24 protein-coding genes and 2 pseudogenes are annotated in these 24,649 nt (G+C 71.7%); 11 read left to right on the forward strand and 15 right to left on the reverse strand.

Features of this window, described 5'->3' with window-relative positions:
- Positions 1–210: 210 nt before the first annotated feature.
- A complete protein-coding gene (locus AB0F91_RS35870) occupies positions 211–693 on the reverse strand; it encodes an ATP-binding protein (RefSeq protein WP_360604950.1) in 483 nt (160 codons plus the stop codon).
- Positions 694–761: 68 nt separating this feature from the next.
- Positions 762–1,616 (reverse strand): hypothetical protein, encoded by an 855-nt coding sequence (locus tag AB0F91_RS35875; protein WP_360604952.1) that lies wholly within the window; start codon positions 1,614–1,616, stop codon positions 762–764.
- Between the two features lie 1,230 nt (positions 1,617–2,846).
- Between AB0F91_RS35875 and AB0F91_RS35880 the strand changes: the two genes are divergently transcribed.
- Together AB0F91_RS35880 and AB0F91_RS35885 are read left to right on the forward strand one after the other, a co-directional pair.
- Positions 2,847–3,011, forward strand: a complete 165-nt coding sequence (locus AB0F91_RS35880) for a hypothetical protein (RefSeq protein ID WP_360604954.1) — start codon at positions 2,847–2,849, stop codon at positions 3,009–3,011.
- 33 nt (positions 3,012–3,044) lie between these two features.
- Positions 3,045–3,284, forward strand: a complete 240-nt coding sequence (locus tag AB0F91_RS35885) for a GMC oxidoreductase (protein WP_360604956.1) — start codon at positions 3,045–3,047, stop codon at positions 3,282–3,284.
- Here the strand turns inward: AB0F91_RS35885 and AB0F91_RS35890 are convergent.
- From AB0F91_RS35890 to AB0F91_RS35905, 4 genes are read right to left on the reverse strand one after another with little or no spacing between them, the layout of a single operon-like run.
- A complete protein-coding gene (locus AB0F91_RS35890) occupies positions 3,239–4,852 on the reverse strand; it encodes an AMP-binding protein (protein ID WP_360604958.1) in 1,614 nt (537 codons plus the stop codon). The genes AB0F91_RS35885 and AB0F91_RS35890 overlap by 46 nt on opposite strands.
- 22 nt (positions 4,853–4,874) lie before the next feature.
- Positions 4,875–5,666 (reverse strand): Asp/Glu racemase, encoded by a 792-nt coding sequence (locus AB0F91_RS35895; protein ID WP_360604960.1) that lies wholly within the window; start codon positions 5,664–5,666, stop codon positions 4,875–4,877.
- Positions 5,663–6,538, reverse strand: a complete 876-nt coding sequence (locus tag AB0F91_RS35900; protein WP_360604962.1) for a fumarylacetoacetate hydrolase family protein — start codon at positions 6,536–6,538, stop codon at positions 5,663–5,665. The genes AB0F91_RS35895 and AB0F91_RS35900 overlap by 4 nt, the downstream gene beginning before the upstream one ends.
- Positions 6,539–6,569: 31 nt before the next feature.
- Positions 6,570–7,688, reverse strand: a complete 1,119-nt coding sequence (locus AB0F91_RS35905) for a cupin domain-containing protein (RefSeq protein ID WP_360604964.1) — start codon at positions 7,686–7,688, stop codon at positions 6,570–6,572.
- A gap of 90 nt (positions 7,689–7,778) precedes the next feature.
- On the opposite strand from AB0F91_RS35905, the gene AB0F91_RS35910 reads away from it, so the two are divergent.
- Genes AB0F91_RS35910 through AB0F91_RS35920 form a run of 3 tightly spaced genes read left to right on the forward strand, consistent with a single transcriptional unit; the run spans position 7,779 to position 11,620 of the window.
- Positions 7,779–8,213 carry a thioesterase family protein gene (locus AB0F91_RS35910; protein ID WP_360604966.1) on the forward strand — a complete coding sequence of 145 codons (435 nt, stop codon included), beginning with the start codon at positions 7,779–7,781 and terminating at the stop codon, positions 8,211–8,213.
- Complete coding sequence (locus AB0F91_RS35915) at positions 8,210–10,573, forward strand: FAD-dependent monooxygenase (protein WP_360604968.1); 2,364 nt, start codon at positions 8,210–8,212, stop codon at positions 10,571–10,573. The genes AB0F91_RS35910 and AB0F91_RS35915 overlap by 4 nt, the downstream gene beginning before the upstream one ends.
- 3 nt (positions 10,574–10,576) lie before the next feature.
- A complete protein-coding gene (locus tag AB0F91_RS35920) occupies positions 10,577–11,620 on the forward strand; it encodes a carbon-nitrogen hydrolase family protein (RefSeq protein WP_360604970.1) in 1,044 nt (347 codons plus the stop codon).
- On the opposite strand, the gene AB0F91_RS35925 is transcribed toward AB0F91_RS35920, so the two are convergent.
- The 8 genes and pseudogenes from AB0F91_RS35925 to AB0F91_RS35960 form a co-directional block, all read right to left on the reverse strand.
- A complete protein-coding gene (locus AB0F91_RS35925; RefSeq protein ID WP_360604972.1) occupies positions 11,561–12,880 on the reverse strand; it encodes an MFS transporter in 1,320 nt (439 codons plus the stop codon). The genes AB0F91_RS35920 and AB0F91_RS35925 overlap by 60 nt on opposite strands.
- Positions 12,881–12,962: 82 nt before the next feature.
- Positions 12,963–13,349, reverse strand: a complete 387-nt coding sequence (locus AB0F91_RS35930) for a cupin domain-containing protein (RefSeq protein ID WP_360604974.1) — start codon at positions 13,347–13,349, stop codon at positions 12,963–12,965.
- 11 nt (positions 13,350–13,360) lie between these two features.
- Entirely contained in the window at positions 13,361–14,569 is a 1,209-nt protein-coding gene (locus tag AB0F91_RS35935) for an FAD-dependent oxidoreductase (protein ID WP_360604976.1), read from the reverse strand.
- A 19-nt stretch (positions 14,570–14,588) separates the two neighbouring features.
- Positions 14,589–14,762: pseudogene (locus AB0F91_RS35940) on the reverse strand (ferredoxin); the annotation flags it as partial.
- A gap of 192 nt (positions 14,763–14,954) precedes the next feature.
- Positions 14,955–15,743: an IclR family transcriptional regulator gene (locus AB0F91_RS35945; RefSeq protein WP_360604978.1), complete on the reverse strand. Its 789-nt coding sequence runs from the start codon at positions 15,741–15,743 to the stop codon at positions 14,955–14,957.
- Between the two features lie 76 nt (positions 15,744–15,819).
- A complete protein-coding gene (locus AB0F91_RS35950) occupies positions 15,820–17,427 on the reverse strand; it encodes an MFS transporter (RefSeq protein WP_360604980.1) in 1,608 nt (535 codons plus the stop codon).
- Positions 17,428–17,628: 201 nt separating this feature from the next.
- Positions 17,629–17,964: a hypothetical protein gene (locus AB0F91_RS35955; protein ID WP_360604982.1), complete on the reverse strand. Its 336-nt coding sequence runs from the start codon at positions 17,962–17,964 to the stop codon at positions 17,629–17,631.
- Positions 17,965–18,086: 122 nt separating this feature from the next.
- Positions 18,087–18,899 carry a MerR family transcriptional regulator gene (locus AB0F91_RS35960; RefSeq protein ID WP_360604984.1) on the reverse strand — a complete coding sequence of 271 codons (813 nt, stop codon included), beginning with the start codon at positions 18,897–18,899 and terminating at the stop codon, positions 18,087–18,089.
- A gap of 44 nt (positions 18,900–18,943) precedes the next feature.
- Between AB0F91_RS35960 and AB0F91_RS35965 the strand changes: the two genes are divergently transcribed.
- The 3 genes from AB0F91_RS35965 to AB0F91_RS35975 all read left to right on the forward strand — a co-directional run bounded on the left by AB0F91_RS35965 (position 18,944) and on the right by AB0F91_RS35975 (position 21,710).
- A complete protein-coding gene (locus AB0F91_RS35965; RefSeq protein WP_360604986.1) occupies positions 18,944–19,318 on the forward strand; it encodes a nuclear transport factor 2 family protein in 375 nt (124 codons plus the stop codon).
- Positions 19,319–19,587: 269 nt separating this feature from the next.
- Positions 19,588–21,156 (forward strand): TROVE domain-containing protein, encoded by a 1,569-nt coding sequence (locus tag AB0F91_RS35970; RefSeq protein WP_360604988.1) that lies wholly within the window; start codon positions 19,588–19,590, stop codon positions 21,154–21,156.
- 140 nt (positions 21,157–21,296) lie between these two features.
- A complete protein-coding gene (locus AB0F91_RS35975; RefSeq protein ID WP_360604990.1) occupies positions 21,297–21,710 on the forward strand; it encodes a cupin domain-containing protein in 414 nt (137 codons plus the stop codon).
- Positions 21,711–21,760: 50 nt separating this feature from the next.
- Here AB0F91_RS35975 and AB0F91_RS35980 read toward each other — a convergent pair whose 3' ends face one another.
- The gene (locus tag AB0F91_RS35980; protein ID WP_360605120.1) at positions 21,761–22,237 is read right to left on the reverse strand and encodes an Rrf2 family transcriptional regulator; all 477 of its coding nucleotides are present in this window, start codon (positions 22,235–22,237) and stop codon (positions 21,761–21,763) included.
- Between the two features lie 150 nt (positions 22,238–22,387).
- On the opposite strand from AB0F91_RS35980, the pseudogene AB0F91_RS35985 reads away from it, so the two are divergent.
- The 3 genes and pseudogenes from AB0F91_RS35985 to AB0F91_RS35995 form a co-directional block, all read left to right on the forward strand.
- Positions 22,388–22,780 (forward strand): annotated as a pseudogene (locus AB0F91_RS35985) (sigma factor); the annotation flags it as partial.
- A gap of 82 nt (positions 22,781–22,862) precedes the next feature.
- Entirely contained in the window at positions 22,863–23,243 is a 381-nt protein-coding gene (locus tag AB0F91_RS35990; protein WP_360605122.1) for a nuclear transport factor 2 family protein, read from the forward strand.
- Positions 23,240–24,625 carry a PLP-dependent aminotransferase family protein gene (locus AB0F91_RS35995; protein WP_360605124.1) on the forward strand — a complete coding sequence of 462 codons (1,386 nt, stop codon included), beginning with the start codon at positions 23,240–23,242 and terminating at the stop codon, positions 24,623–24,625. Before AB0F91_RS35990 ends, AB0F91_RS35995 begins: the two co-directional genes overlap by 4 nt.
- Positions 24,626–24,649 lie beyond the last annotated feature (24 nt).

The raw sequence follows: 24,649 nt of genomic DNA on the forward strand, positions 1-24,649 counted from the left end.
GCGGCGGCTCCGGCCGGTGGGTCCCGGGGATACGGTCACCGTCCGCACACGGCTCGCGCTTCACCCGCGCCGGATGAGACCTGGCCAGCTCGGCGGGAGCGGCGGCGGCGGGGCTTCCGCGCGGGTTCGCGAGGAGACGACGCGCGGGGCGGGCCGTGGAGACGCCGTCATTCGCGCCGGTGGGTCCGTCCACAGGGGACAGTCGTGGCCTCAGCCGGCCAGCTCGCCGGATCCGCCGCCGTAGGTGGCCTGATCACCCGTCCGCCCGGGCCGGGGACACCGGCCGAGGCACGGGATCTGCGCCCACACCGTCTTGCGCTCGAACTCGGTCTCGGGCAACACGCCCCACGTCACCGACAAGCGGTCGACCAGCAGGAGCCCGCGGCCGCGCGGGCCGGGCAGGCGAGACAGGCCCATGGTCGGCTGCACGAGGTTGCGGTCGGCCACCTCGACCCGCACGGTGCACGGGCGCAGGCTGTGCCACAGCTGCAGGTGGCGCGGTCCGTCGCCGTGGTCGTGGGCGTTGGCGAGCAGTTCGGTGGCGACGAGGAGCACGTCGTCGCGGTGCTCGTCACCCAAGGTGTCCAGGTGCTGCGACACCCACCTGCGCATGGTCCGCACCGTCGCCGCCGTGGTGCCGTGCAGCGGCAGCACCCAGGTACCCGGACGGCCGGTGCTTCGGGCCCCGGTCAACGCCACCACCTCCCCGATCCGCGGTAAGCGCACTTCCTGCCGACTTACCCGATCGGGTCACGAATGAATCACCGGGGGTGGACCCGGTCCCAGTGCGGCCAGAGTCCGCAGTCGCCCCGAAGGTCAGCTCGCCGGCACGTTTCCCCTGGCCGGGCGTTCGTGGACCGTTGCGTGGTGCCCGTTCCGGGGTGGGATGTACGTGAAAAATTTCTGCCGGAGTGCGGCTGGGGAGGCCAGGTGCTCGGCGCAGAGCTTCGCTCGACGCCGACCGAGTGGAACACGCGCTTCGTCGAGTGCGGGCCGCCTCCACCCGGTGGTCGCCCGCACGCGGCGGAACAGCGGCTGGTCGCGGAGAGCTCGGCCACCACGCGCGGTGCCCGCGGGTCCTCGGGATCGCGGCCGAGGGCGAGAGCGAGGGCGAGACGCAGCATGCCGACGATCTCCTCGCCGATGCCCGCCCAGTCGTCGTGCCGGACGCGGGCGGACTCGTGGCCCAATGGCCACCGCACGATCACGCGGTTGCGCGCTTGCATGCCGGGGTAGTCCGCGAACACCAGGCACACGACCTGTCGGCGGCGAGCACCCCGGTGTCGCGGCCGAGGAGGATCACGGGCACGCGGCCCAAGCTCGTCGAGCAGGCCGCGCATGCGGGGCCTGCTCGACGAGGGCGTCCGGCGGGGGGCGCTGCTGCGCGCGGGACACGCGCACCAGGCGTCGAGCACCTCGTGCGACGCGGTGAGTCGGTGGCCCTGCTCCAGGCGCGCGTAATAGCCGGCGCTGAGCCCGGCCGGCGCCGCGACCTCCTCGCGCCGCCGCGCGCGCACCCGGCGGCGGGCCGTCTGCGGCAGCCCGACCTGGGCGACGTCGACGCGGGCACGGCGTGCCCACAGGAACTCGCCGAGCTCGGAGCTCCTCGTCGCCATCCGTCTTTTCCTGGTCACAGCGTGCGTCGGCCGGGGCACGGGGCCGTCCGGTGCGGACCGGCGCACCCGCACAGCTGGCCCGGCCGAGGAACGGCGACTCCTGGCTGAGCCCTCTTCTACCCGCGTGGGTCTGGCTTCAGGGCCGTGGGCACCCCGAGGTGCCCGTCGAGGAGGGACACCCGAGCGATGAAGTACGACTGGTGGGCGGGGCACGGCCGGTTCGGTCCTCGCCGCGCGGCTGAGCGAAGACGCGACGACCGTCCTGCTGCTGGAGGCCGGTCCCGCCACCGGGCGGGACGTGATGGGGTGCCGCCCGGTGGCCGGCCTGCAGGGCGACTCGGTCGACCGGAACTTCCACACCACCCCGCCCGCAGCCGGGCCCGCACGGCGTCGAGCTGCCGTACCCGCGCGGGCGCACGCTCGGCGGGTCGAGCTCGATCCACGCCATGGCGCACCTGCGGGGCCACCGCGCCGGCTACGACGTGGGGGGGCGTCGACGACCGGCGCTACGGCGGCCTGCGGCCCTACTCCCGCCGCAGTGAACCGCCGCCCGGCAGCGACCCGACGTAACGCGGCACCGACGGCCCCGTGCGGGTCGCGCCGCCGCCCGTCCGGCATGCCCTGGCCCACACCGCGCGCGCCGGCCGCCGTACCGGGAGCGCGGGTTCCCCGAATCGCCCGACCTCAACGGCGCCGAGCCGGAGGGCGAGAGCCGACTGGAGATGAACATCGTCGACGGCGCGCGCCCGTCCGCAGCCGACGCGTACCAGCGCCCGGCGCTGAACCGGCCGCACCGTGACCGGCGCGCTCGTCACCCGGCTCGTGCTCATGGGCAGCCACTGCACCGGCGTCCGAGTACCGCGTCGGCGACTTCCCGGCTGCTACCGAGGCCGATCGGTCCGTGGTGGCCGCCGACGCGGTCGGCTCACCGCACCGGCTGATGCGCTGGGGCATCGGCGACCCGGCCGCGCTGGAGCAGGCCGGCTTGACGCCGCGGATCCCGCTGACGGGCGTCGGCCGGAACCTGTTGGACCGCCCGTTGACCGGCGCCGGGTACTCGAACGCCCGCGCGTTGCCCGGCGCGCCAGCAACACAGCGACCTCGCCACCGCCGTCTGCAACAGCTCCGACGTCAAATCGCCCGACGTGCAGCTGCTGTTCGTGGACATCCCGTACTTCCGGCCACCCCGGTCCAGTCCGACGACGGGGTTCACCATCGGGCTTCAGTTGTATGTCCCCGCACTCCCGAGGCTCGGCGACGCTCGCGTCACCGAGCCGGCCGTCGCGCCCGCCGTGGGATCCCGCGTTGCTCCGCGACCCGCGCGACCTCGCCGGCACGCTGGCCGGCTTGCGCCTCGCCCGGCACGCCGGCACCGCCACAGCGCTCGACTCATAGCGCGACTAGGGAGTCCTGCCCGGGCCGGCTTCGATGAACCCCGCCGTCGAGGAGGAGGTCCTGAACCAGAGCACGGGCAGCTACTTCCACGCCTGTGGCACCTGTGCGCTGGGCACCGTCGTGGACCCCGCACTGAACGTCCCCGGCGTCACCGGCCTCCGCGTCACCGGCCTCCGCCTCACCGACGCTTCGGTTCGCCCGACCCTGATCGGCGCGAACTCCAACGGCTACTGTTGCCGGTTCCGGGCAGCCACCAGCTCCCTGAGCCGGTAGTGCTGGATCTTCCCGCTCGGGGTCTTCGGCAGCTCCGTCACGAAGTCGATCGCCCGCGGGTACTTGTACGGCGCGATCGCCTGTTTGACGAAAGCCTGCAGAGCGGCGGCGTCCTCGACCGCGCCGGGTCGCAAGTGGACGAAGGCGTGCACGATGGTGCCGCGAGCGGGGTCCGGGGCGGCGACCACGGCGGCCTCCAGCACGTCCGGGTGGGCCAGTAGTGCCTGCTCCACCTCGGGGCCCGCGATGTTGTAGCCGGAGGAGACGATCATGTCGTCGTTGCGGGCCCGATACCAGAAATAACCGTCGGCGTCACGGACGTACGTGTCGCCTGTGAGGTTCCAGCCGTTGTCGACATAGTTCTTCTGGCGGCTGTCGGCGAGGTAGCGGCAGCCCGTGGGTCCCTTCACCGCGAGACGGCCGGGTGTGCCGTCGGGGACGGGCCGGCCGGCGTCGTCGAGGACGGTGGCTTCGAAGCCGGGCACGGCACGGCCCGTGGAGCCCGGGCGGATGTCGTCGTCCGCCGCCGACACGAAAATGTGGAGCATCTCGGTGCCGCCGATGCCGTTGATGATCTTGATCCCGGTGGCGGTGTGAAAATCCTCCCACGTCGACACGGGCAGGTGTTCGCCGGCGGACACGCAGCGTCGGAGTTTCGACAGCGCCGCCGCTTTGCCGGAGGACAGCAGAGCCTTGTACGCGGTGGGGGCGGTGAAGAGCACCGTGACGTGGTGGCGTTCGACCGCGTCGGCGAGTTCTTCCGGGGACGCCTTCTCCAGCAGCAGCGTCGAAGCGCCGAACCGCAGGGGGAACAGGACCAGGCCGCCGAGGCCGAAGGTGAAGCCGATCGGCGGGGTACCGGTGAAGACGTCGTCGGCGACGGGCTTGAGGACGTACCGGGCGAAGGTGTCCGTGGTGGCCAGCACGTCGCGGTGGAAGTGCATGGTGGCTTTGGGTTTTCCGGTGGTGCCGGACGTCGGGGCCAGCAGGGCGACGTCGTCGCCCGCGGTGTCCACGGCGGCGAACGGCTCGCGCACACCGCCTGCCTGAGCTGCCAGGTCGTCAGGACCGTCGGCGCCGTAGGTGACCACCGGCAACGCGACGTGCGCGAGGTCGGCGGTGAAGCGGTGGTCAGTGATGATCAGGCGAGGCCGCGTGAGCTCGACCAGATCGTCGATCTCGCGGGCCCGCAGCAGCGGCATCGTCGTGACGGGCACGGCGCCCGTCTCCAGCACCGCGAACCACGCCGCCACCAGCCACGGGTTGTTCGGCCCGCGCAGCAGCACGCGATTGCCGGGCACCACCCCGAAATCTCGTACGAGCACCTGGGCGACCTGGTCGCTGCGCCGGTCGAGGTCGGCGTAACTCCAGGTTTCGGTGTCCGTGAGCAGGCACGGCCGGTCGGCGCCGAAGCGGCCTATACTCCCGCGCAGAAGCTCGACGGCGCAGTTCAGCTTCGGCGGGTAGGCGAGCTCGGGCAGCGTGAACCGGAACTCGGGCCGGTCCGCCGGCGCGGGGAGGTTGTCGCGGCAGAACGAGTCGACGTGGGCCGATGGGGTGAGCTCCATCTGCGGCCTTCCTGGGAGTCCGTCAGCCGACGGCGGGCGGGACGGGATAAGGGGATTCGGCGTAGCGGCCGGACAGCAGAGCACCGGCGCCGGGCGCGACGGCGGGCAGGCCGAGCGCGCGCATCATCTGGTGGGCGGTGGCGATCGACGCCGAGAGCACGGGTTTGCCGAGTTCGTTCTCGACGATGTCGATCGACGCCAGCGAGGGCATCTGCACGCAGGCCGACAGCACGACGGCGTCGGCACCAGAGTGGTCGAGGTCGCGGGCAAGCGGCACGAGCTCGCGCGGGTCGTGGGCGGCCACCTCGAGGTTGTCGGGGATCTCCAGCGCGGTGTAGTCGGTCACCTCGACGCCCTCGTCGCGGATGTAGTCCACGACGGTCTCGGTCAACGGCTTGAGGTATGGGCAGATCACGGCGATCGACTTCGCCCCCAGCACGTCGAGCGCGTTCACCAGGGCCCCCGCGCTCGTGACGACCGGCGCCGGCGCGTCGTTCTCCTCGGTGATCCGCGCGAGCGTCGACTCCGACGTGCGGTGGTAACCGTGACCCAGGCTCATGATGGCGACCAGGCACGCGTAGCCAAGCACGTCGACGTGCGCGTCCGACAGCTCGGCCGCGCACCGACCGGAGTCGGCGTCCATCGCCGCGAGCTCCTCCTTGCGCACGTGTTTCATCCGCATGCGGCTGGAGTGGAAGGTGAACCGCTCCGGCGCGACGGTTTCGCGCGCCCGGAAGATCGCCGGGATCTCCGTCTCCATCGTGACGTTGGAACTCGGCACGATCTGGCCGATGCGGTAGGTCCGCGCGGTCATCGGGCGTCCACCACGGGGTTGCGCAGCGTGCCGATGTCCTGAATGGACGCTTCCACGACGTCGCCGGGCTTCAGGAACTGCTGCGGCGTGAAGCTCGCGCCCACCCCGGCGGGCGAGCCGGTCGCGATCACGTCGCCCGGCTCCAGCGTCATGCCGGAACTGATGTCGGCGATGAGCTCGGCGATGCGGAACAGCAGGTACTTGGTGCTCGACTTCTGTTTCACGTCGCCGTTCACGCGCAGCGACAGCTCCAGCGCGTACGGGTCGGCCACGTCGTCGGCGGTCCGGATCGCCGGGCCGAACGGCGCGTAGGAGTCCTGCCCCTTGGAGAAGAACCACTGCCCCGAACGCCGCTGGTCACGGGCGCTGATGTCGTTGACGATGCTGTAGCCGAACACGTGGTCCATCGCGTCCTCCGCCGGCACGCGCTTCGCCGTCTTCCCGATCACCACGGCGAGCTCGCACTCCCAGTCCAGCTGCGCAGTGAGGTCACCGTTGTGCCGAATCGGCTCCCCCGGGCCGACGACGGCGGTGGCCGGCTTGCTGAACAGCACCGGGCGCTGCGGAAGCTCCTTCTCGGTGTCGAGTGTCCGCGCGGACTCCGCGACGTGCTCGGTGTAGTTGAGCCCGACGCCCACGATCTTGCCCGGCCGCAGCGGCGCGCGCAGGGTCACTGTCTCCAGTGGACTCCGTAGGGGGGAATCCACCAGGGACTCCAGCGCCGCGGTGCCGGCCTGGATCACGTCGAGCATCGACGCCGGGGCGATGATTCCGCGGTCGGTCGCCGCGGCCCGGACGTCGACGACGTCGGTGCCGTCGTGGATCCCGAGCCGGTCCTGTCCGTCAGGACCGGCGAACGTGACGAGCAACATGAAGGAACTCCGTTCGAAGTGGACAGTGAGCTCAGGCGAGCGACTGGTGACCGTCGTTGTCCGAATAGGCTTCCTCGCGGAAGAAGCCGAGTGAGCGCATCACCGGGAAGTCGTTGAACGAGAACAGGCACGCGTCGTCCGAGCGGCTGGCGTTGGCGTGCTCGTGCCACGCCCAGGACGGGACGCAGAAGATGTCGCCTTCGGACCAGTCGATCCGCTTGCCCGCGACGATCGAGGTGCCGCTGCCCTTGGCGGCGGTGTAGATCTTCGACCCCACCTGGCGGTGGGCGAGCGTGGATTCACCGGCACGCAGCAGCTGCATGTGCGCGCTCATGGTCGGCATCACCGAACCGCCGGTGAGCGGGTTGCTGTACTCCATGATGATGCCGTCGTACGGCGAACCGTCGCTCGCCTTCGCCGCGTTGAGCAGCGCTTCGTACGTCGGTTCCCACGGGTAGGCCAGCAGCGGCGAGTGGTTCTTGTGCCACGTGTCGCCGAACGGGCGCAGCTGCCCGGCGCCGTAGGTCAGCAGCGAGGAGTTCACGACCCCGTCCTGCTTCTGGTAGACGTCCGGGTGCACCTCGTAGAACGGCGCGTCGAGCGCGTTGACCAGCGGGATGTCCAGGCCGTCCTGCCAGATCACCGGGCCGTCGACGCCTTCGAGGCCCTCGTTGCCGTGCTCGTGCCAGGTCCAGTTCGGGGTGATGGCGAAGTCGCGCGGGCCGACCTTGAGCTTCTGCCCGTCGACGACCGTCCACGCGCCGGTGCCCTCCAGCACGAACCGCAGTGCGGCGGCCTGGTGCCGGTGCGCGGTCATCGACTCGCCGGGCGCCATCACCTGCAAGCCGGTGTACAGGAGTCCCACCGTGGCCGCGATGTCGCGCCGCAGCGGGTTGTACAGCGCCACCACCCGGCGGCCGGCGTCGTCACCACTGACCAGGTTGAGCGCTTCGAGCACCAGCGGGCGCAGCTGCTCGTAGCTCCACTTGAGCGGTACGGACTGCGGCTGCGGGTACCACGGCTCGATCTTGTTCGCGATCGTCCACAGTGCACCGGCGTCGAGCTGTTCCAGCTTCTCGTAGTACGCCCGCAGATCTTCGTTGTCCGTCACCCGTGCGCGGCCCAGCTGGTCGTCGCTGTGTGTGGTCATCGCGCCTTCCCATCCGTATGTCGTTTTCTTGACGACAGTCATAGTTCAGCTATACCGTTCGTGATGTCAAGGGCGCCAGGAGGAAAACTCATGCCGACATCCCCTTCCGCGGGTTCTCCCCCGCTCGACGGTCTCGAGACCACGATCGATCGACGGGTCGAATGGCACGACACCGATGCGTCGGGCCACCAGCACAACTCCGTGGTCCTGCGCTGGGCCGAAGAGGCCGAAGCAGATCTGTTGCGGGGCAAGGACCTCGCGTGGCTTTTCGGCCGCACCCCTCGGGTGCGCCACGAGGTGAACTACCGGGGCCGGCTGTGGTTCGGCGACCCCGTCCGCGTCACGTTCCGCGTCGCCCAGCTCGGGCGTACGTCACTCACGTTCGCCTTCGTGGTCCACGGCCCGAACGGGATCGCGGCCGACGGTTCCGTCGTCGTGGTCCACGCCGAACCCGACGCGCCGGCCGCCACACCGTGGCCCGACGCGGTGCGGACCGCGCTCACGAGGGAGGTGCCGGCGCGATGAGGATCGCCATCGTGGGCGGCGGGCCCGGCGGGCTGTACTTCGCCGCGCTCGCCAAGCAGCTCGACCCGAGCCGCGAGGTCACCGTCTGGGAACGCAACGCCGCCGACGACACGTTCGGCTTCGGCGTCGTCTTCTCCAACGAGACGCTCGAAGGCATCACCAACGCCGACCCCACCGTATTCTCCTCGATGGAGCGGGAGTTCGCCCGGTGGAGCGACATCGACGTGCACTACCGCGGCACCACGCAGACTTCGAGCGGCCACGGCTTCGCGGCCATTGCCCGCAAACGCTTGTTGGAGATCCTGCAGCGCCGCTGCCACGACCTCGGCGTCGACGTCCGGTTCCGCACCGAGGCGCCCGACGTCGAGCGGCTCGCCGCCGACCACGACCTCGTGATCGCGGCCGACGGCGTGAACTCCGCCATCCGCAAGCGCTTCGAGCATGTGTTCCGCCCCTCGCTCGACGTGCGCCGGTGCCATTACATGTGGCTGGCCACCGACCGCGTGCTGGAGGCGTTCACCTTCCTGGTCGAGGAGACCGAGTTCGGCCCGGTGCAGGTGCACGCCTACCCCTTCAGCGCAGACCGCAGCACGTTCATCGTCGAGATGAACGACCACACGTGGCGCCGCGCCGGGTTCACCGACGGCACCTTCGGTCCCGGCGTCAGCGACACGGCGAGCGTCGAACGCTGCCGCGAACTGTTGCACGGTTTCCTCGGCGACGCGGAACTGCTCACGAACAACTCGAAGTGGCTGCGCTTCACGACCGTGCGCAACAAGACGTGGCGGCACGGCAACGTCGTGCTGCTCGGCGACGCCGCCCACACCGCGCACTTCTCCATCGGCTCGGGTACCAAACTGGCCATGGAGGATGCGCTGGCGCTCGCCGCCGCGCTGGAGGCCACGCCCGGCGACCTCGCCGCGGCGCTGGAGCACTACGAGACCGAACGCCGGCCCGTCGTCGAGTCCACGCAGCGCGCGGCACAGGCGAGCCTGGAGTGGTTCGAGACGATCGACCACGTCGTGGGCCAGGAACCGCCGCAGTTCGCGTTCAACCTCCTCACGCGCAGCCGCCGCGTCACCTACGACAACCTGCGCCTGCGCGACCCCGCCTACATCCGCTCGGTCGACCGCTGGTTCGACGCGGTCACCCCCGGCGGCCGCGAAGACGGCACGCCGCCGCTGTTCCAGCCGCTCGTCCTGGCCGGACGGCACCTGCGCAACCGCATCGTCGCCGCGCCCATCGCGACGTACAGCGCGGTCGACGGCGTTCCCGGCGAAGCAGAACTGCTGCACCTTTCGGGCAAAGCCCTCGGCGGCGCCGGTCTCGTGCTCACCGGGATGACCGCCGCGACCGCGCACGGCCGCGTCACGCCCGCGTGCCCCGGCCTGTACACCGACGAGCAGGCCACGGCGTGGCGCCGCATAACGAACGCCGTGCACGCGCACACCGGCGCGCTGATCGGCGTGCAGCTCAGCCACTCCGGGCCCAAGGGCTCCACGACGGTGCCCGACGCGGCACCGCTGGGCCCGGCCCTGGCCGCCAACGGCTGGCGGACCGTCGCCCCCTCGGCGCTGGCGCACGGCGACCTCCCCGTGCCGCACGAGCTCGCGGAACCCGAGCTCCAGGTGCTGATCGAGGACTTCGCCGCGGCCGCGCGCCGGGCCGACGAGGCGGGCTTCGACGTTCTCGAACCGCAGGCCGGACACGGTTTCCTGCTCTCGACGTTCCTGTCGCCGCTCACGAACCGCCGCACCGACGGCTACGGCGGGAGCCTGGAGAACCGCCTGCGCTTCCCGCTCGCCGTCGTCTCCGCGGTGCGCGCCGTCTGGCCGCACTACAAACCGCTGCTCGTGCGGCTCTCGGCCGTCGACTGGGCCGAGGGCGGCACGACGATCGAGGACAGCGTGCGGATCGCCACCGCACTCGCCGAACTCGGGGCGGACGCGATCGACGTGTCCAGCGGCGAGGTCGTCGCGCACGAACGACCGGCATACGGCCGTAGCTACCAGACGCCGTTCGCCGAACGGATCCGCGCCGACGTCGGCGTGCCGACGATCGCCGTCGGCGGCATCTCCAGCTGCGACGACGCGAACTCGATCGTGCTCGCCGGCCGTGCGGACCTCGTCGGCATCGGCCGGGCACAGCTGCACGATCCGTCGTGGGCGCTGCACGCGGCGGCCGAGCTCGGCTACTCCGGGCCCGGCGCGTACTGGCCGCCCATCCAGGCCGGCGGCGAGGCCAAACCGCCCAGCGGCGGCCGCGCCCGCCCGTTGCTCACCTTGCGCGCGAACGAACCCTCGCCGGCCCGTTCGCGCTGGACCCCCGTACCCGCCGGAACCCCGAACAGGAGCGTCTGAACCGTGGAAGACTTCCCCCGTTTCACCGCCGCCGCCGTGCAGGCCGCGCCCGTGTACCTCGACACCGCCGCGACGGTCGCCAAGGCCGTGTCGCTCATCACCGAAGCCGCTTCGCACGGCGCCTCCCTCATCGCGTTCCCCGAGGTGTTCGTGCCCGGCTACCCGTACTGGAACTGGACGATGAACCCGGTGCAGGGCTCGCCGTGGTACGAGCGCCTCTACCGCACCGCCATCGACATCCCCGGCCCGCACCTCGACGCCCTGCGCGCCGCCGCCGCGGCGACGAAGACCACGGTGGTCATCGGCGTCAACGAACGCAGCCGCCACAGCCTCGGGCTGATCTACAACAGCGTCGTCACGATCGGCCCCGACGGCTCGGTCCTCAACGTCCACCGCAAGCTCGTGCCGACGTGGGCCGAAAAGCTCACGTGGGGCGGCGGCGACGGCAGCACCGTGCGCGTGCTCGACTCCGCCGTCGGCCCGCTCGGCGCGCTGGCGTGCGGCGAGAACACCAACACGCTCGCCCGGTTCTCCCTGCTGGCGCAAGGAGAACTGGTCCACGTCGCCAGCTACATCTCCCTGCCCGTCGCGCCCGCCGACTACGACATGGCCCAGGCGATCGCCGTGCGCAGCGCCGCCCACGCCTTCGAGGGCAAGCTGTTCTCCGTGGTCGCCTGCTCCACCATCACCGACGAGATGATCGAGATCGCCGCGGGCGACGACGCGGGCATAGCCGAGCTGATGCGCCGCCCGAACAGCGCGCTGTCGGGCATCTTCGGCCCCGACGGCAACCCCGTCGTCGAGCCGCTCGTCGACGAAGAGGGCATTGTCTACGCCGAGATCGACCTGGCCCGCTGCATCCAGCCGAAGCAGATGCACGACATCGTCGGTGCCTACAACCGCTTCGACGTCTTCCAGCTGCACCACGACACCACGCCGCGCCGGCCGGTCGTGTTCGGCGACCGGCCGGCGGGCGAGGGCTTCGGCTCAGCGGGACCCGTCATCGGCCCCTGGGACCCGGACGAGAGCGCCGCGCGCAGCGCGTGAACCGGCCGGCCGGTCCGGCGCGAACCACACCGCGGCGAAGGAGATCCCGCAGACGGCGATCGCGTACAGCGCAATGGAACCCGACCAGTTCGTGCCGGCCAGCAGGGCGGTCGCGATGATCGGGGCGAACGCACCACCGAGCACGGAGCCGATCTGGTAGCCGAGCGAGATGCCGGTGTAGCGCACGCGTTCGCCGAACAGCTCGGCGAACAGGGCGGGCGCCGGGCCGTAGGTCATCGCGAAGAACACCTGGCCGACCACGAGCCCGAGCCCGACGAGCACGGGCGAGCCTGTCTCGACGAGCCGGAGGAGCGGGAACGCCCACAGCGCGAAGAGGACCGCGCCCGTCAGGAAGATACGGCGCCGGCCGACCACGTCGGACCACGCGGCGAACGCGGGCATCGCGACCACGCACACGGCGGCCGAGACCAGCACTCCGACGAGGACGGTGCCGCGCGGCTGGTGCAGGTGGTCGGTGGCGTACGAAACCAGGTACACCGCCAGCAGGTAGTAGCTGGTGCCACCGACCATCGTCGCTCCGGCCGCGAGCACGATCTGGCGCGGGTAGCGGCGCAGGAGCTCGACCAGTGGCGCGCGGCCGCCGCCGCGGGGTGCGGCAGGCGTGTGCTCCGCGACCCGGCTCTGCGCGTACAACGCGACCGCGACGAGGAGAATGCTGAGCAGGAAGGGAATCCGCCAACCCCAGGTGAGGAAGGCGTCCTCGGGCAACGCCTTGGCGGCCACGAGGAACACGACGTTCGCGAGGATCAACGCGATCGGCACCCCGAGCTGCGCGAAACTGCCGTAGAACCCGCGCCGGCCCGGCGGCGCGTTCTCGGTCACGAGCAGCACGGCCCCACCCCACTGACCGCCGAGCGCGAGGCCCTGCACCAAACGGAGCACAACAAGCAGAACCGGTGCGGCCGCGCCGATCGACGCGTACGGCGGCACGAGCCCGACCGCGGTGGTGGCGAGCCCCATCGTGAGCATCGCCGTGACGAGAGCGGGTTTGCGGCCCACGCGGTCGCCGAAGTGGCCGAACAGCGCGGCGCCCACGGGCCGGACGACGAAGCCGACCGCGAAAGTGCTGAACGCGAGGAGGGTGCCGGCGAGCGGATCACTGGCCGGGAAGAAGATCTTGCCGAACACGAGCGCGGTCGCTGAGGCGTAGACGAAGAAGTCGTACCACTCGATGGCGGAGCCGGCGAGGCTGACGAGGACAGATCTGCGCAGCGTGGAAGCCGCGGCGGTGCGGGACATGGACACTCCGGTGGGTCGCACGGGCGCAAGGGGAAGAGGGGGAAGGGGCACCCGGTCGCGGCCGGGTGCCCCTGGTCGGGACTCAGCTTTCGAGCTCCTTCACCGGGTCGGTGCCGGCGACGTAGGGCGGGCAGTAGATCACGACGAACTCGAGGTCCACGTCCCCGGTGTTGGAGAACCCGTGCGGCAGCCCGGCCGGGATCTTCACGACGCTGCCCGGCTCCACGTCCCAGCTGTCCTTGCCGATGCGGACCGAACCGGTGCCGGCGGTGACGTAGAACGCGTGGTTGTACGGATCCCGGTGCAGCTTCGACTTCCCGCCCGGCCCGATCTTCGAGAGCTGGACACTGTAGACGGAGGTGTAGTCGTCGTCGACCACGCTTTCGCTGAACTGGAACCCGATGCCGGGGAACCCCGGCTTCTCGAGGCGGTGCCAGGCGATGTCGGCCGGGTTGAGGACGTAGTTCATGGCGGCTCCTATCACTGGGTCTTGGCGGACAGATGCTGGAGTTCTTCGCACAACTCGGCGAACGGCTTCGCGGCCGCGAGGGCACGCCGGCAGTCGGCGAGTGCTTTCGGCCAGTTGACGACCACGGCGCCCGTCGGCCGGCCGCCGGCGCCGAAGACCATCGCGAACGCGTCGCCGGAGCGGTCGAACAGCCGGTTTTCGGTGCCGGCCCGGGGATCGCCGACGATCTGCACCTTCCAGTCGTACTGGTCGGTCCAGACGTACTCGGCCGGTTCGTGCGCGCGGGGGTCACCCGGGTGCGCGAGGGTGTGGGCGACGCACGCGGCCTGTTCGACCGCGTTGGTCCAGTGCTCGAACCGCACCGCGCGGCCGCGGCGGGCGATCTGCCGGCGGGAGACGTCGCCGACCGCGAACACGTGCGGCGCTGCGCGGCCGAACGGGTCGCAGACGACACCGTCCTCGACCTTCAGCCCGGAACCGGTCACCCACGCGTCGTTCGGCACGGCCCCGATGCCGACGACCACGGTGGCGGCGTCCACTTCGGACCCATCGTCGAGCCTGATCCGCAGCCGGGCGCGGCTCTGCTCGACCGTGGCGACGCGGGCGCCGAGCCGCACCCGGACTCCGTGCCGCCGGTGCAGGTCCGCCAGCCGGTCGCCGAACACTTCCGGCACCGCGCGGGACAGCAACGCCGGCGTGGCGTCGAGCACGGTCACGTCGGGCAGGCCGAGCCGGTTCGCGGTGGCCGCGACCTCCGCGCCGATGAAGCCGCCGCCGATCACGACCACCGGGCCGCCGCCGTCGAGGTCCTCCCGCAGCCCCCGGGCGTCGGCCGCCGTGCGCAGCGAGTGGACGCCGTCGAGGTGCTCCCAGCCGGCGGGCCGGGCGCTCGCGCCGGTGGCGATCACCAGGTCGTCGAAGCCGAGGGCGGACCCGTCGGCCAGGTGCACGCGGGATCCGAGCAGGTCAAGCCGGGTCGCGGCCTGACCGAGCTCGAGTTCTATCTCCGCATCGGCCGCTTCGCGTTCGGTGAGCAGCCGGACGTCGTCGAGCGCGGCCGAGCCGGCGAGCACCGCCTTGGACAGCGGTGGCTTGTCGTACGGGAGCTCGTCTTCCTGCCCGACCAGCACGACGCGGCCCTCGTAGCCGTACGACCGCAGCGCCTGGGCCACGCGCACCCCGGCGACGGACGCACCGACGACGACCGTGCGCGGCCTCATGCCCCGTCCACGCCAGCGCGGCTTCGGGGCACCGGCGCGCGACCTCGCCGACGCGCCCGACCTCGTGCGGTCCGATGGCTTCGCGCAGCAGCGTGACGACGCCGTCGTCGTCGATGTCGAACACGTCGTCGGCGCCCGCCACGCAGTTGGCCCAGCCCCGGCATTTCCCCCGATCCGCGTGAACGATGGCCATCCCGTTCTCCTTTCATATGTCGTCTCCGTGACGACCGCAATAGGAAGAGTAGCCTTCTGCAGAGCAGAATGACCACACCCCACGTCGGCTTTCCGCCGGTCAGGTGAGGTCGGACACCCGGGTCCGGGGCGTCAAAAAACGGCGGTGACCTGGGCGTCTGGCCCAGGTCACCGCCGTCCGGAAAGCAGGGACTCAGCTGTGCAGCAGCGGCGTCGCCTCCCGCACGATCGCCTGGAGCGCCGTCGCGACGATGAGTTGCTGTGACTCGGGCATGCGGCTCGCTGGCACGGCGACGTTGAACGAGATCCGGCCGGCCCCCACCGTCACCGGAAAGGCGACCGCCACCGAGGACACCCCGGCCTCGCTCTCCTCGGCGCTGGTGGCGTAGCCCCGCTCCCGCACCCGCGCGAGCTCGGCTTCGAGGTCACCGCGGGTGCGGATGCTGCGGTCGGTGAGCCCGGTGATCCGCTCGTCCGGGTAGAGCACCCGCAGCTGATCGGTGGTGAGACCGGCCAGCATCGCCTTGCCCGACGACGTCGAGCTCGCCGGCAGCGAGCTGCCCAGCCGCGACCCGACGCGGACCGCCTGCGGGCTCTCGATCGCGTCGACGAACCGCACGCTCGTGCCGTCGAGCACGCCTAGGTGGACAGTCTCGCGCAGCTCGGCGTTGAGGCGTTCGAGGTAGGGCCGCAGCACCTGGCGGAAGTCGAACCGCTCGAGGATCGAGAACGCCACGCCGGTCAGTGCCGTACCCGGCTCGTAGGCCTTCGTGGCCGCGTTCTGCCGCACGAACCCGCGGTAGAGCAGCATCGCCATGAGCCGGTGCGCCGTGGACGAGGCGACGCCGAGGTACTCGCTCACCTCCGCCAGCCGCACCTCCGACCGCTCCCCGAACAGCAGCAGCAGCTTGAGCGCGTTGTCGACGGATTCGATCGGGTACTGCGGCGGATTGACGCCCGCCACGCCCTCACTTGTGCTCATGCGGAGGACTGTATTCCGCTCGGCGAAGGCGCCGCGAACCTCCCGGTTGTGCGGGTGTCGACGGACTCCCCGGACGTCAGTTCGCCAGCAGGTGCCGTGTCGACGGCGGTTCCAGCGAGAACTTCGCGGCCTCGCCGTAGAGGCCGGCGTCCTGGCCGGTGATGCGTTCGTGGTGCTGGCGCAGGTGTTCGGCCCAGGTCGCGACCTCGAACACCTCGACGTAGCGGCCCGGCACGCCGAGGTCGCGGTAGGCGCTCCACCGGCGCGCGCCCGTGCGCTGCCGCGAGACACCGACGCGCGCGAGGGCGGCCAGGAACTCGGCCGAGCGTTCGGCCGGGACGTGGTAGGAGACCTCGACCAGCACCGGCCCCGCGGCGGGATCGAGGGCTTCCTCGTCGCCGGTGAGGACGGCGATCTCCGGTTCCGGCCACGGCGTGACGATCGTGCGGTCCAGCTCGCCCGTGCGGGCGTGGATCGGGAGCACGAACAGCGACGCCGCGCCCAGCACGAGCAGCACACCGGAGACGGCAAGCGTCGTCGCCGCGCCCGCCGCGGCGGCGACCAGCCCCCAGATGAGCGCACCGACGCCCTGGCCGCCCAGGAAGATCATCAGGTACACCGCCAGCGCCCGCGCGCGGACCCAGGCCGGTAGCGCGAGCTGCAATGTGGTGTTCAAAGTGGACAGTCCCGCCAGCCAGCCGGCGCCGCCCGGCACGAGCAGGAGCGCGACCACCACGGCACTCGGCAGCAGCGCGGCGGCGAACACCCCGACCGCGTACGCGATGGTGGCGGCCCCCAGCAGCGTGTTGCGGCCGAACCGCGCGCGCATCGGCCGCATCAGCACCGCGCCGCCCACCGCGCCGAGGCCGAGTGCGCCGAGCAGCACGCCGTAGCCGCCGGAACCGAGACCGAGCCGGGCAGCGGCGACGACCGGCAGCAGACCCCACAACGCCGACGCGGGCAGTACGAAGACCAAGGCGCGCACCAGGATCCGGCGGACACCGGGCGCATACCGCACATACCGGATACCCGCGCGCAAGGCGGGCAGCAGGGGTTCCGCCGGGCCGGCCAGCTCCGTGGTGGCGCGGCGCCACGTCAAGACCGCCGCCAGGATCAGCAGGTCCGACCCGGCGTTGATGCCGAACACCACCGCCGGCCCGGTCAGCGCCAGCACGAACCCGGCCAGCGCCGGCCCGATCGCCCGCGCGATGTTGACGTTGAGACTGCCCAGCGCCGCCGCGGCCGGCAGCTCCTCGCGCGGCACCAGCTCGGGCTGGATCGCCTGCCACGCGGGGCTCATCAGCGCCTGGCACACGCCGAGCAGCAGCGTGATCGTGATCAGCGTTGCCGGTGTCACGAGGTCCTGGCTGCTCAGCACCGCCAGGAGCCCCGTGATCACGACCATCACCGCCGTGAGCACCGCGATGATCCGCCGCCGGTCGAGCACGTCGGCCAGCACGCCCGCGGGCAACGACACGAACAGCACGGGGATCAGGCTCGCGGCCTGCACGATCGAGGTCAGGGTGGCCGCGCCCGGCTGGTGCACGACCGTCCACTGCGCACCGACCGACTGCATCCAGCTGCCGACGTTCGAGCCCAGTTGCGCGAACCACAGGGCACGGAACACGTGCCGGCGCAGCGGCGCCCACGTGGAGGAAGCGGGAGCGGACGGTGCGGCCGACAACGGCGACTCCTCGGGCCGGGCGCGCGGAGGAGTCCGCGTGCGAGCCGCCGTATCGTACGTCGGCCGGGCGCCGGCCGGAGGCCGCTACTTCCCGCGTGCGGCGAGACGAGCGCCCGCGCGGCGGGCGCGACCTCCTCGCCGAACCGGTGGATGACGTCGCCTCGCCCACGCGGTAGAGCAGGGAGGTGCTGACCCGCTCGGTCAGCGTGAGCTCGCCCAGCTGCTCGGCCCATGTTTCGGGGGACCGGTAAGGAAACCGGTACCGAAGAACCCGCGACGTGGCAGAGCCGGCGCACCACGGCGGCCGGCCTGCTCCGCCGCGTCGTCGACGACCTGGTTGGCCGCTGCGAACGCCGCGGGCGGGAAGAACGGCGAGCCGGGCAGCCGGCCGTCGCCGAAACGACCGAACGCGCCCGGCATCCGCGGCTGGTCGGCGCCGAGCGTGATGCCGATGCGGTGGGCACGGCGGCGCCTGTCCCGCGAGGTGATCGAGCAGCGCCGCCTTCCGACGCCCGCCTCCCCACGCACCACGAGCACCAGGACTGCCCCGCGCGCACGTCACGCAGCAGCTCATCAAGCACACCGCAGGCCCGCTCACGTCCCCACAGGATCCCGGCCCCGTCCACGGCCACCTCCCGGCGGACGCTCCACGCGCGGCGTCAGACCGGGGACACCCGGAACACGGGCCAGCCGATCTCCGTGCGCCACGACCGCGGATCCGGGTCGTCACGCGGGCCGCACAGGTACATCTCGTGCACGGGACCGGCCACCGCGAGCGCGTGCTGCACCACCCAGTCGCCCAGCCGGCCGTAGGTGACGTCGATGTCGTCGTGCTCGCCGACGTGCACCGTCACGGCGAGATCGGTGGCCGGAATCGTGCGCGGCGCAACGCGACCGACAGCCGGTGCGTCGAGCACCGGCCGGTAGACCATGGCAGTGCCGCGGCCGGCGGTGAACAGCTCGTTGTCGTACAGGCCACCCGGCGGCGCGAAGCCCTCGCGCCCGGTGAGGGCGGCGTCCAGTTCGGACATCGCCGCGTCGTACCACTCCAGCACGTCGTCGAGGTCCACAGTGGCCTCGATCGCCGCGACGGTTCGCGCGGGCACCGAGCGCAGCTCGACTGCCGGCTCCTCGAGGTCCGGCTTCAGCAGCTGCCGCAACGACGCGACCGCGGCGCGCGTGCGATCGAGCCGGTCCTCCAGCCGCCGCAGGTGCCCGGCAACAAGGTCGGCGCGCGTTCGCGAATCACTCGTCGCGAGGATGTGCTTCACCTCGGCGAGCGGCACGTCGAGCTCGCGCAGCCGGTGGATCACCTGGGCGTTGGGGATCTGCTCGCGCGCGTAGTAGCGGTAGCCCGTGGCGTCGTCGACCGACGCGGGCGCCAGCAGCCCCGCCTCGTGATACCGGCGCAGCGTGCGCACGCTCAAGCGCGTGAGCTGGGCGAACTCGCCGATCGTCAGACCTGACCGCATGAGACCACTGTGCACCTTCTCCCGGGGAGAGGGTCGACTCGGATTTGACCCTCTCCCCGGGAGAGGGCCGACGGTGGTGCCGTCCCTCGCAACCGAACCCAGGAGACCCGCATGACCACCCACTGCCCCGGCCGATCACCGAGTACCTCGCCGCGCACGAAACTCGCGACACCGAGCGCGCGCTGCCGCGCTTCACGCCCGCCGCCACCGTCACCGACGACGGCCACACCTACCACGGCCACGCCCAAATCCGTGCCTGGCTCGAGGGCACCGCGACCGGATACACCTACACCAGTACGTTGATCGCCACCGAGCAGATCGACGACGGCCGCTTCGTCGCCACGCACCACCTGGAAGGCGACTTCCCCGGCGGTCAGGTCGACCTGCACTTCCGCTTCACGCTCGACAAAACGGGCTGATCTCGCGGCTGGTCATCGAACCCTGACCCGGTCTGGGAAAAACCTCGCGACACCACCGGATCCGCCGGGCTACAGTGATCGCACGCTCCCGGGTTCGCCGAGGAGCCGGAGGTTCAGCTGTGCCCGGTGCGCGGGCAACGGTTACTTCACTGGTGCTCGCAGGTTCGATTCCTGTACACCGTCGCCGATCTTTCTCGGGCGCACCTGAACCGGATCGAGAGCTTATCCGGCTCCCACCACCGAACACACCACACAGAGGGGGTCGACCCATGGCCAAGTTCAACATCCTCGGCGCGCTGCGGGCGGCCCGCTCGCCGATCTCCAGCGAGGCCGTCGCGAGCGGGCGCACCCACGAAGGCGGGGCCGGCTACGCGCGCGATGCCAAGAGCGAACTGTTCCTGCTCGCGGTGACCAACCTGGTCGGCGAGCACACCTTCTACGAGAGCGCCGAGCAGCGCGACACCCGGTACGCCGCGCTGGTGCGCGCTGCGACGCTGGCCGATCCCGAGTGGACGGTGCGCTTCCTCGCGTGGCTGCGCCGGGACGCGAACCTGCGGACGGCGGCGCTCGTCGGCGCCGCCGAGTTCGCGGCGGCACGGCGGGAGGCCGGCCTCGAAGGTCTCTCGCGCCAGGTCGTGAACAGCGTCCTGCAGCGCGCCGACGAGCCGGGTGAGCTGCTGGCCTACTGGACCGGCGTCCACGGCCGCACGGTGCCCAAGCCGGTGAAGCGCGGTGTCGCCGACGCCGTCCAGCGCCTCTACACCGAGAGCTCCTACCTCAAGTGGGACTCCGACGCACGCGGGTTCCGGTTCGCCGACGTCCTCGGGCTGACGCACCCCGGCCCGCGCGCCGGCTGGCAGGACGCGCTGTTCGAGCACGTCCTCGACGTCCGGTTCCACGCCGGCCGCGAGATCCCCGCCGTGCTGGGGACTCTCGGCGCGCACCGGGAGCTGATGGCGTGGCCGGTCGAGCGGCGGCGTGAGCTGGTTGAGTCCGCGACGGCGCCCGAGGCGCTGCGCCGCGCCGGGATGACGTGGGAGTCGCTTGCCGGGTGGCTCCAGGGGCCGCTGACCGCGGCCGCGTGGGAGTCGATGATCCCGTCGATGGGCTACATGGCACTGCTGCGCAACCTGCGCAACTTCGACCAGTCCGGGGTTTCCGACGAGGTGGCACAGGCCGTCGCCACGCGGCTCGCCGATCCGGAGCAGGTCTCGAAGTCGCGGCAGCTGCCGATGCGGTTCCTCTCGGCCTACCGGGCGGCACCGTCGCTGCGGTGGGCGTGGGCGCTGGAACAGGCGATCACGCACTCGCTCGCCAACGTCCCGGCGCTGCCGGGCCGCACCCTGATCCTGGTGGACACCTCGTGGTCGATGACCTCGCGGTTCTCGAAGGACGGCACGCTGAAGCGGTGGGACGCGGCCGCGGTGTTTGGGCTCGCGCTCGGGCAGCGGTGCGAAAAGGCCGATGTCGTCTCGTTCTCCGATGACACCCGCGAGTTCCCGCTACGGCAGCGGGAGTCGCTGCTGAAGTCGGTGGACCGCTGGACCGCCGACGGGTACTTCCTCGGCAACGGCACCGACACTCAGCTGGCCGTCGGGAAGCACGAGCGCGGCCACGACCGCGTCGTGATCCTCACCGACGAGCAGGCCTCGCACGGCGACGTCGGGACGGCGGTGCCCGCGGCCACGCCTCTCTACACGTGGAACCTCGCCGGATACGAGCGTGGCCACGCACCCAGCGGCGGCCGCAACCGGCACACGTTCGGCGGCCTGACCGACCAGGCCTTCCGGATGATCCCGCTGCTGGAGGCCGGGCGCGACGCCGACTGGCCGTTCTGACCGTCGCGATCGGACGGTGGTCCCGGATGACCAACGTCCGATCGCGACAGTGTGTCCGCCGGCGCCGTTGCCGACCGGTACAGGAAATCGGGCTTCGATTGGTCCGGTCACTGGTGCAGACACGGACCTAACCTGGCCGTATGATCCTTTCACCCGACTCAGGCAGCACCTACGACAACCTGCTCACGCGCACGCCGCCGTTCGTCCCCGAAGGCGCGCATTTCATGGTCGGCACCGTCTCCGTCCCGCCGGGCGACCCCGGCAGCGGTCCGCACCGGCACTCCGGCCCCGTGTTCGGCTACGTGCTCGAGGGCGAGATCCTGTTCGAACTCGAAGGCGAGGAGCCCTACCCGATCAAGGCCGGGGAGGCGTTCTGGGAGCCCGGCGGCGACGTCGTGCACTACCAGGCCGGCAATCTGCGCGAGGACATCGCGAGCAAGTTCGTGGTCTGCATGGTCTGCGCGCCCGACGTGCCGATGCTCACGTTCCTCGACGAGGACGAGATCCGCGAGCGCGACCACCTGCGTCATCCGAAGGCCCGTCGCCCGGCCTGAACTTCTGTCCGGCCTGCGGCCTCCGACCTGGAGGCGGCAGGCCGTTCTCGTCAGGTGCGCCCGTAGGCCTTGCGGGCCAGCCGGGCGGCCGAAGGAGCGTGGCTGTCGGCTTCGGCCCGGATGTCGGCGATCGTCTTGGCCGCCAGGGCTTTGCGCCACTGGTGCTCGGCGTGCTGCATGGCCGAGTCGACCGCGCACTTGCGGCGGAACGCGCTCTGCGGCGCCTCCTGACCCATCCCGTGCTGCCGGATCTCGGTGCACTGGAACGCGGGATCCCGGCCTTCGATGGCGGCGACCACGTCCATCAGCGTGATGTCCTCAGGCCGGCGCGCGAGCACGAACCCGCCGCGCGCGCCCGGGAGCGAACGCAGCAGCCCCGCACGCACCAGGGCCTGCAGCTGCTTGTTCAGGTACGCCACGGGAAGCTCGTAGCTGGCCGCGAGAGACGCGGTGGACACCGGTTCGTCGTCGTCGAGCCACGTGAGCGACAGTAGGACGTGGACGGACCACTCGACACCCTGGTTCATCCGCACGGCCGCCACCCTAGACAATCTGGACCCTGGAAGTCAAGGTTCCGGTTGCGGGCACGGGAGCGCACCTGCCACCATCGGAATCCCCTGCAGCGCACGAGGAGCGGAGGAGTGACCGAAGTGGCCGGTGGCGGACTGACCGACGCGGTGGCGGCGTTCGAAGCCGCGCGCCCGCGCCTGTTCGGCGTCGCCTACCGGCTGCTGGGCACGGCGGCCGACGCGGAGGACGTGGTGCAGGACACGTGGATCCGCTGGCAGGGCACGGATCGCGGTGCGGTGCGCAACGCCGAGGCGTTCCTCGTCACCACCGCGAGCCGCCTGGCGCTGACCGCCGCGACCTCGGCCCGGGCGCGCCGCGAGCTCTACGTCGGCCCGTGGCTGCCCGAGCCGATCCCGACCGCCGACAGCACCGACGTCACGGTGGAGCGCGGCGAGGTGCTCGAGCTCGCCGTGCTGGTCCTGCTCGAACGGCTGACGCCGCAGGAGCGCGCGGTGTACGTGCTGAAGGAGGCCTTCGACTACCCCTACCGCGACATCGCCGGGTTCCTCGACATCAGCGAGCAGCACGCCCGCCAGCTGGGCCACCGGGCGCGGGGCCACGTCACCCGCGAACGCCGCGCGCGTGAGCCCGGCCGAGCGCGACCGGTTGCTGCGGGCGTTCCTCGCGGCAGCGGAGCGAGGCGACCTCGAAGGCCTGCAGAGCCTGCTGGCCGAGCAGGCCGTGGCCTACTCGGACGGCGGCGGCGTGGCGACGGCCGCGCGCAAGCCGGTCCGCGGCCGCGATCGAGTGGCACAGTACCTGGTGCGGGCGGTCGGGATCCACGGGCAGCAGGCCGACACTTCCGTCGTGACGGCGAACGGACAGCACGTGGTGCTCGTCTCGCGCGACGGCGAACCGCTCGCGGCGTGCTGGGTGGACGCGTCGCCGCGGGGCATCGACCAGGTGTTCTTCGTCGTGAACCCGGCGAAGCTCGCCCGGCTGGCCGCGGCGGTCGCGGGGTGAGCTCGCTCGGGATCGACCTGCACCTCGAGGCCGGCGGCGAACCGCGGGCGCGTTCGATCGAGGCCGCGCTGCGCGAAGCGGTGACGTCCGGGCGGCTGCCGGCCGGCACGCGCCTGCCCGGCACCCGCAGCCTGGCCGACGACCTGGGGATCGCGCGCGGCACCGTCGTGGAGGCCTACGCACAGCTCGCGGCCGAGGGCTGGCTCGTGAGCACGACCGGGTCGGGCACCCGCGTCGCCGAAACCAGGCTCCCCGCGGCGAAAGCGGTACCGGAGGTCGAGCCGCGCCTGCTCGACCTGCGGCCGGGGCGGCCGGATCTGAGCCTGTTCCCGCACGCGCTGTGGTCGGCCGGCGTGAAACGCGCCCTGGCAGCGGCGGGACCGTCCAGTTTGGACTACGGCGACCCGGCCGGCTCGCGTCTTCTGCGCGAAGCGGTGGCCACTTACGTGTCACGGACGCGGGGCGTCCGCGCCGAGGCCGAGGCGGTCGTGATCACGAGCGGCTTCACCCACGGCCTCGCCTTGCTGGCGCGCGCGTTGCGGGAGTCGGGGATGTCCGTGATCGGCACCGAGGACCCCGGCCTGGTCCACCACCGGCGCCTCATCCACGGTGCCGGCCTCGCGACCGCACTTCTTCCCGTGGGTCCGCTCGGCGCGGACCCCGCCGATCTGGGCCCGGACGTTCGCGCCGTCCTGCTCACGCCTGCCCACCAGCATCCGCGCGGCGTCGTACTGAGCCCCGGTCTGCGCACGGCCTTCCTCGACTGGGCCCGCGTCCGCGACGGCTTCGTCATCGAGGACGACTACGACGGCGAGTTCCGCTACGACAAAAAACCCGTGGGCGCGCTGCAGGCACTGGACCCGTCGCGCGTGGTCTTCGCGGGTAGCACCAGCAAGTCGCTGGCGCCCGGCCTGCGCCTCGGCTGGCTCGTGCTGCCACCGCGGCTGCGCATCCCGGTGCTCGACGCGCTGGCCGTCACCGGCGCGTCCGTCGGCATCCCCGACCAGCTCGCCCTCGCCGACCTGCTCCAGCGCGGCGACTACGACCGCCACGTCCGCCGCGCCCGCCACACCTACCGGAAGCGGCGCGCCGAGCTGGCCACCCGCCTCGCCACCCTCACCGATGTCCCCCTCGACGGCGTCCCCGCCGGCCTTCACACCCTGCTGCCCCTGAGGTCCCGGCACGAGGAAAAGCGCCTCATCGACGCCGGCCTCCACGCGGGCGTCCGCCTGCTGGGCCTGCACACCGCGAGCTACTGGCACGGCACCGACGACCGCGCCGGTCTGGTCCTCGGCTACGCCACCCCACCGCAACACTCGTGGCGCCCGGCGCTGGACACACTGGCGGGGCTCCTGGAGGGCGCCGAGATCACCCCGTGGTGACGAGACTGGGCGGCTGGGGCATGC

Source organism: Amycolatopsis sp. NPDC023774, assembly GCF_040639695.1.
Taxonomy (GTDB): domain Bacteria; phylum Actinomycetota; class Actinomycetes; order Mycobacteriales; family Pseudonocardiaceae; genus Amycolatopsis.

Bases quoted from the DNA above. Each gene is read 5' to 3' on its own strand.
- AB0F91_RS35880 (WP_360604954.1), top strand. From the start codon at position 2,847: ATGTCCCCGCACTCCCGAGGCTCGGCGACGCTCGCGTCACCGAGCCGG.
- AB0F91_RS35935 (WP_360604976.1), bottom strand. From the start codon at position 14,569: ATGAGGCCGCGCACGGTCGTCGTCGGTGCGTCCGTCGCCGGGGTGCGC.
- AB0F91_RS35875 (WP_360604952.1), bottom strand. From the start codon at position 1,616: ATGGCGACGAGGAGCTCCGAGCTCGGCGAGTTCCTGTGGGCACGCCGT.
- AB0F91_RS35910 (WP_360604966.1), top strand. From the start codon at position 7,779: ATGCCGACATCCCCTTCCGCGGGTTCTCCCCCGCTCGACGGTCTCGAG.
- AB0F91_RS35970 (WP_360604988.1), top strand. From the start codon at position 19,588: ATGGCCAAGTTCAACATCCTCGGCGCGCTGCGGGCGGCCCGCTCGCCG.
- AB0F91_RS35925 (WP_360604972.1), bottom strand. From the start codon at position 12,880: ATGTCCCGCACCGCCGCGGCTTCCACGCTGCGCAGATCTGTCCTCGTC.
- AB0F91_RS35895 (WP_360604960.1), bottom strand. From the start codon at position 5,666: ATGACCGCGCGGACCTACCGCATCGGCCAGATCGTGCCGAGTTCCAAC.
- AB0F91_RS35900 (WP_360604962.1), bottom strand. From the start codon at position 6,538: ATGTTGCTCGTCACGTTCGCCGGTCCTGACGGACAGGACCGGCTCGGG.
- AB0F91_RS35885 (WP_360604956.1), top strand. From the start codon at position 3,045: ATGAACCCCGCCGTCGAGGAGGAGGTCCTGAACCAGAGCACGGGCAGC.
- AB0F91_RS35915 (WP_360604968.1), top strand. From the start codon at position 8,210: ATGAGGATCGCCATCGTGGGCGGCGGGCCCGGCGGGCTGTACTTCGCC.
- AB0F91_RS35975 (WP_360604990.1), top strand. From the start codon at position 21,297: ATGATCCTTTCACCCGACTCAGGCAGCACCTACGACAACCTGCTCACG.
- AB0F91_RS35960 (WP_360604984.1), bottom strand. From the start codon at position 18,899: ATGCGGTCAGGTCTGACGATCGGCGAGTTCGCCCAGCTCACGCGCTTG.
- AB0F91_RS35945 (WP_360604978.1), bottom strand. From the start codon at position 15,743: ATGAGCACAAGTGAGGGCGTGGCGGGCGTCAATCCGCCGCAGTACCCG.
- AB0F91_RS35890 (WP_360604958.1), bottom strand. From the start codon at position 4,852: ATGGAGCTCACCCCATCGGCCCACGTCGACTCGTTCTGCCGCGACAAC.
- AB0F91_RS35905 (WP_360604964.1), bottom strand. From the start codon at position 7,688: ATGACCACACACAGCGACGACCAGCTGGGCCGCGCACGGGTGACGGAC.
- AB0F91_RS35930 (WP_360604974.1), bottom strand. From the start codon at position 13,349: ATGAACTACGTCCTCAACCCGGCCGACATCGCCTGGCACCGCCTCGAG.
- AB0F91_RS35980 (WP_360605120.1), bottom strand. From the start codon at position 22,237: ATGAACCAGGGTGTCGAGTGGTCCGTCCACGTCCTACTGTCGCTCACG.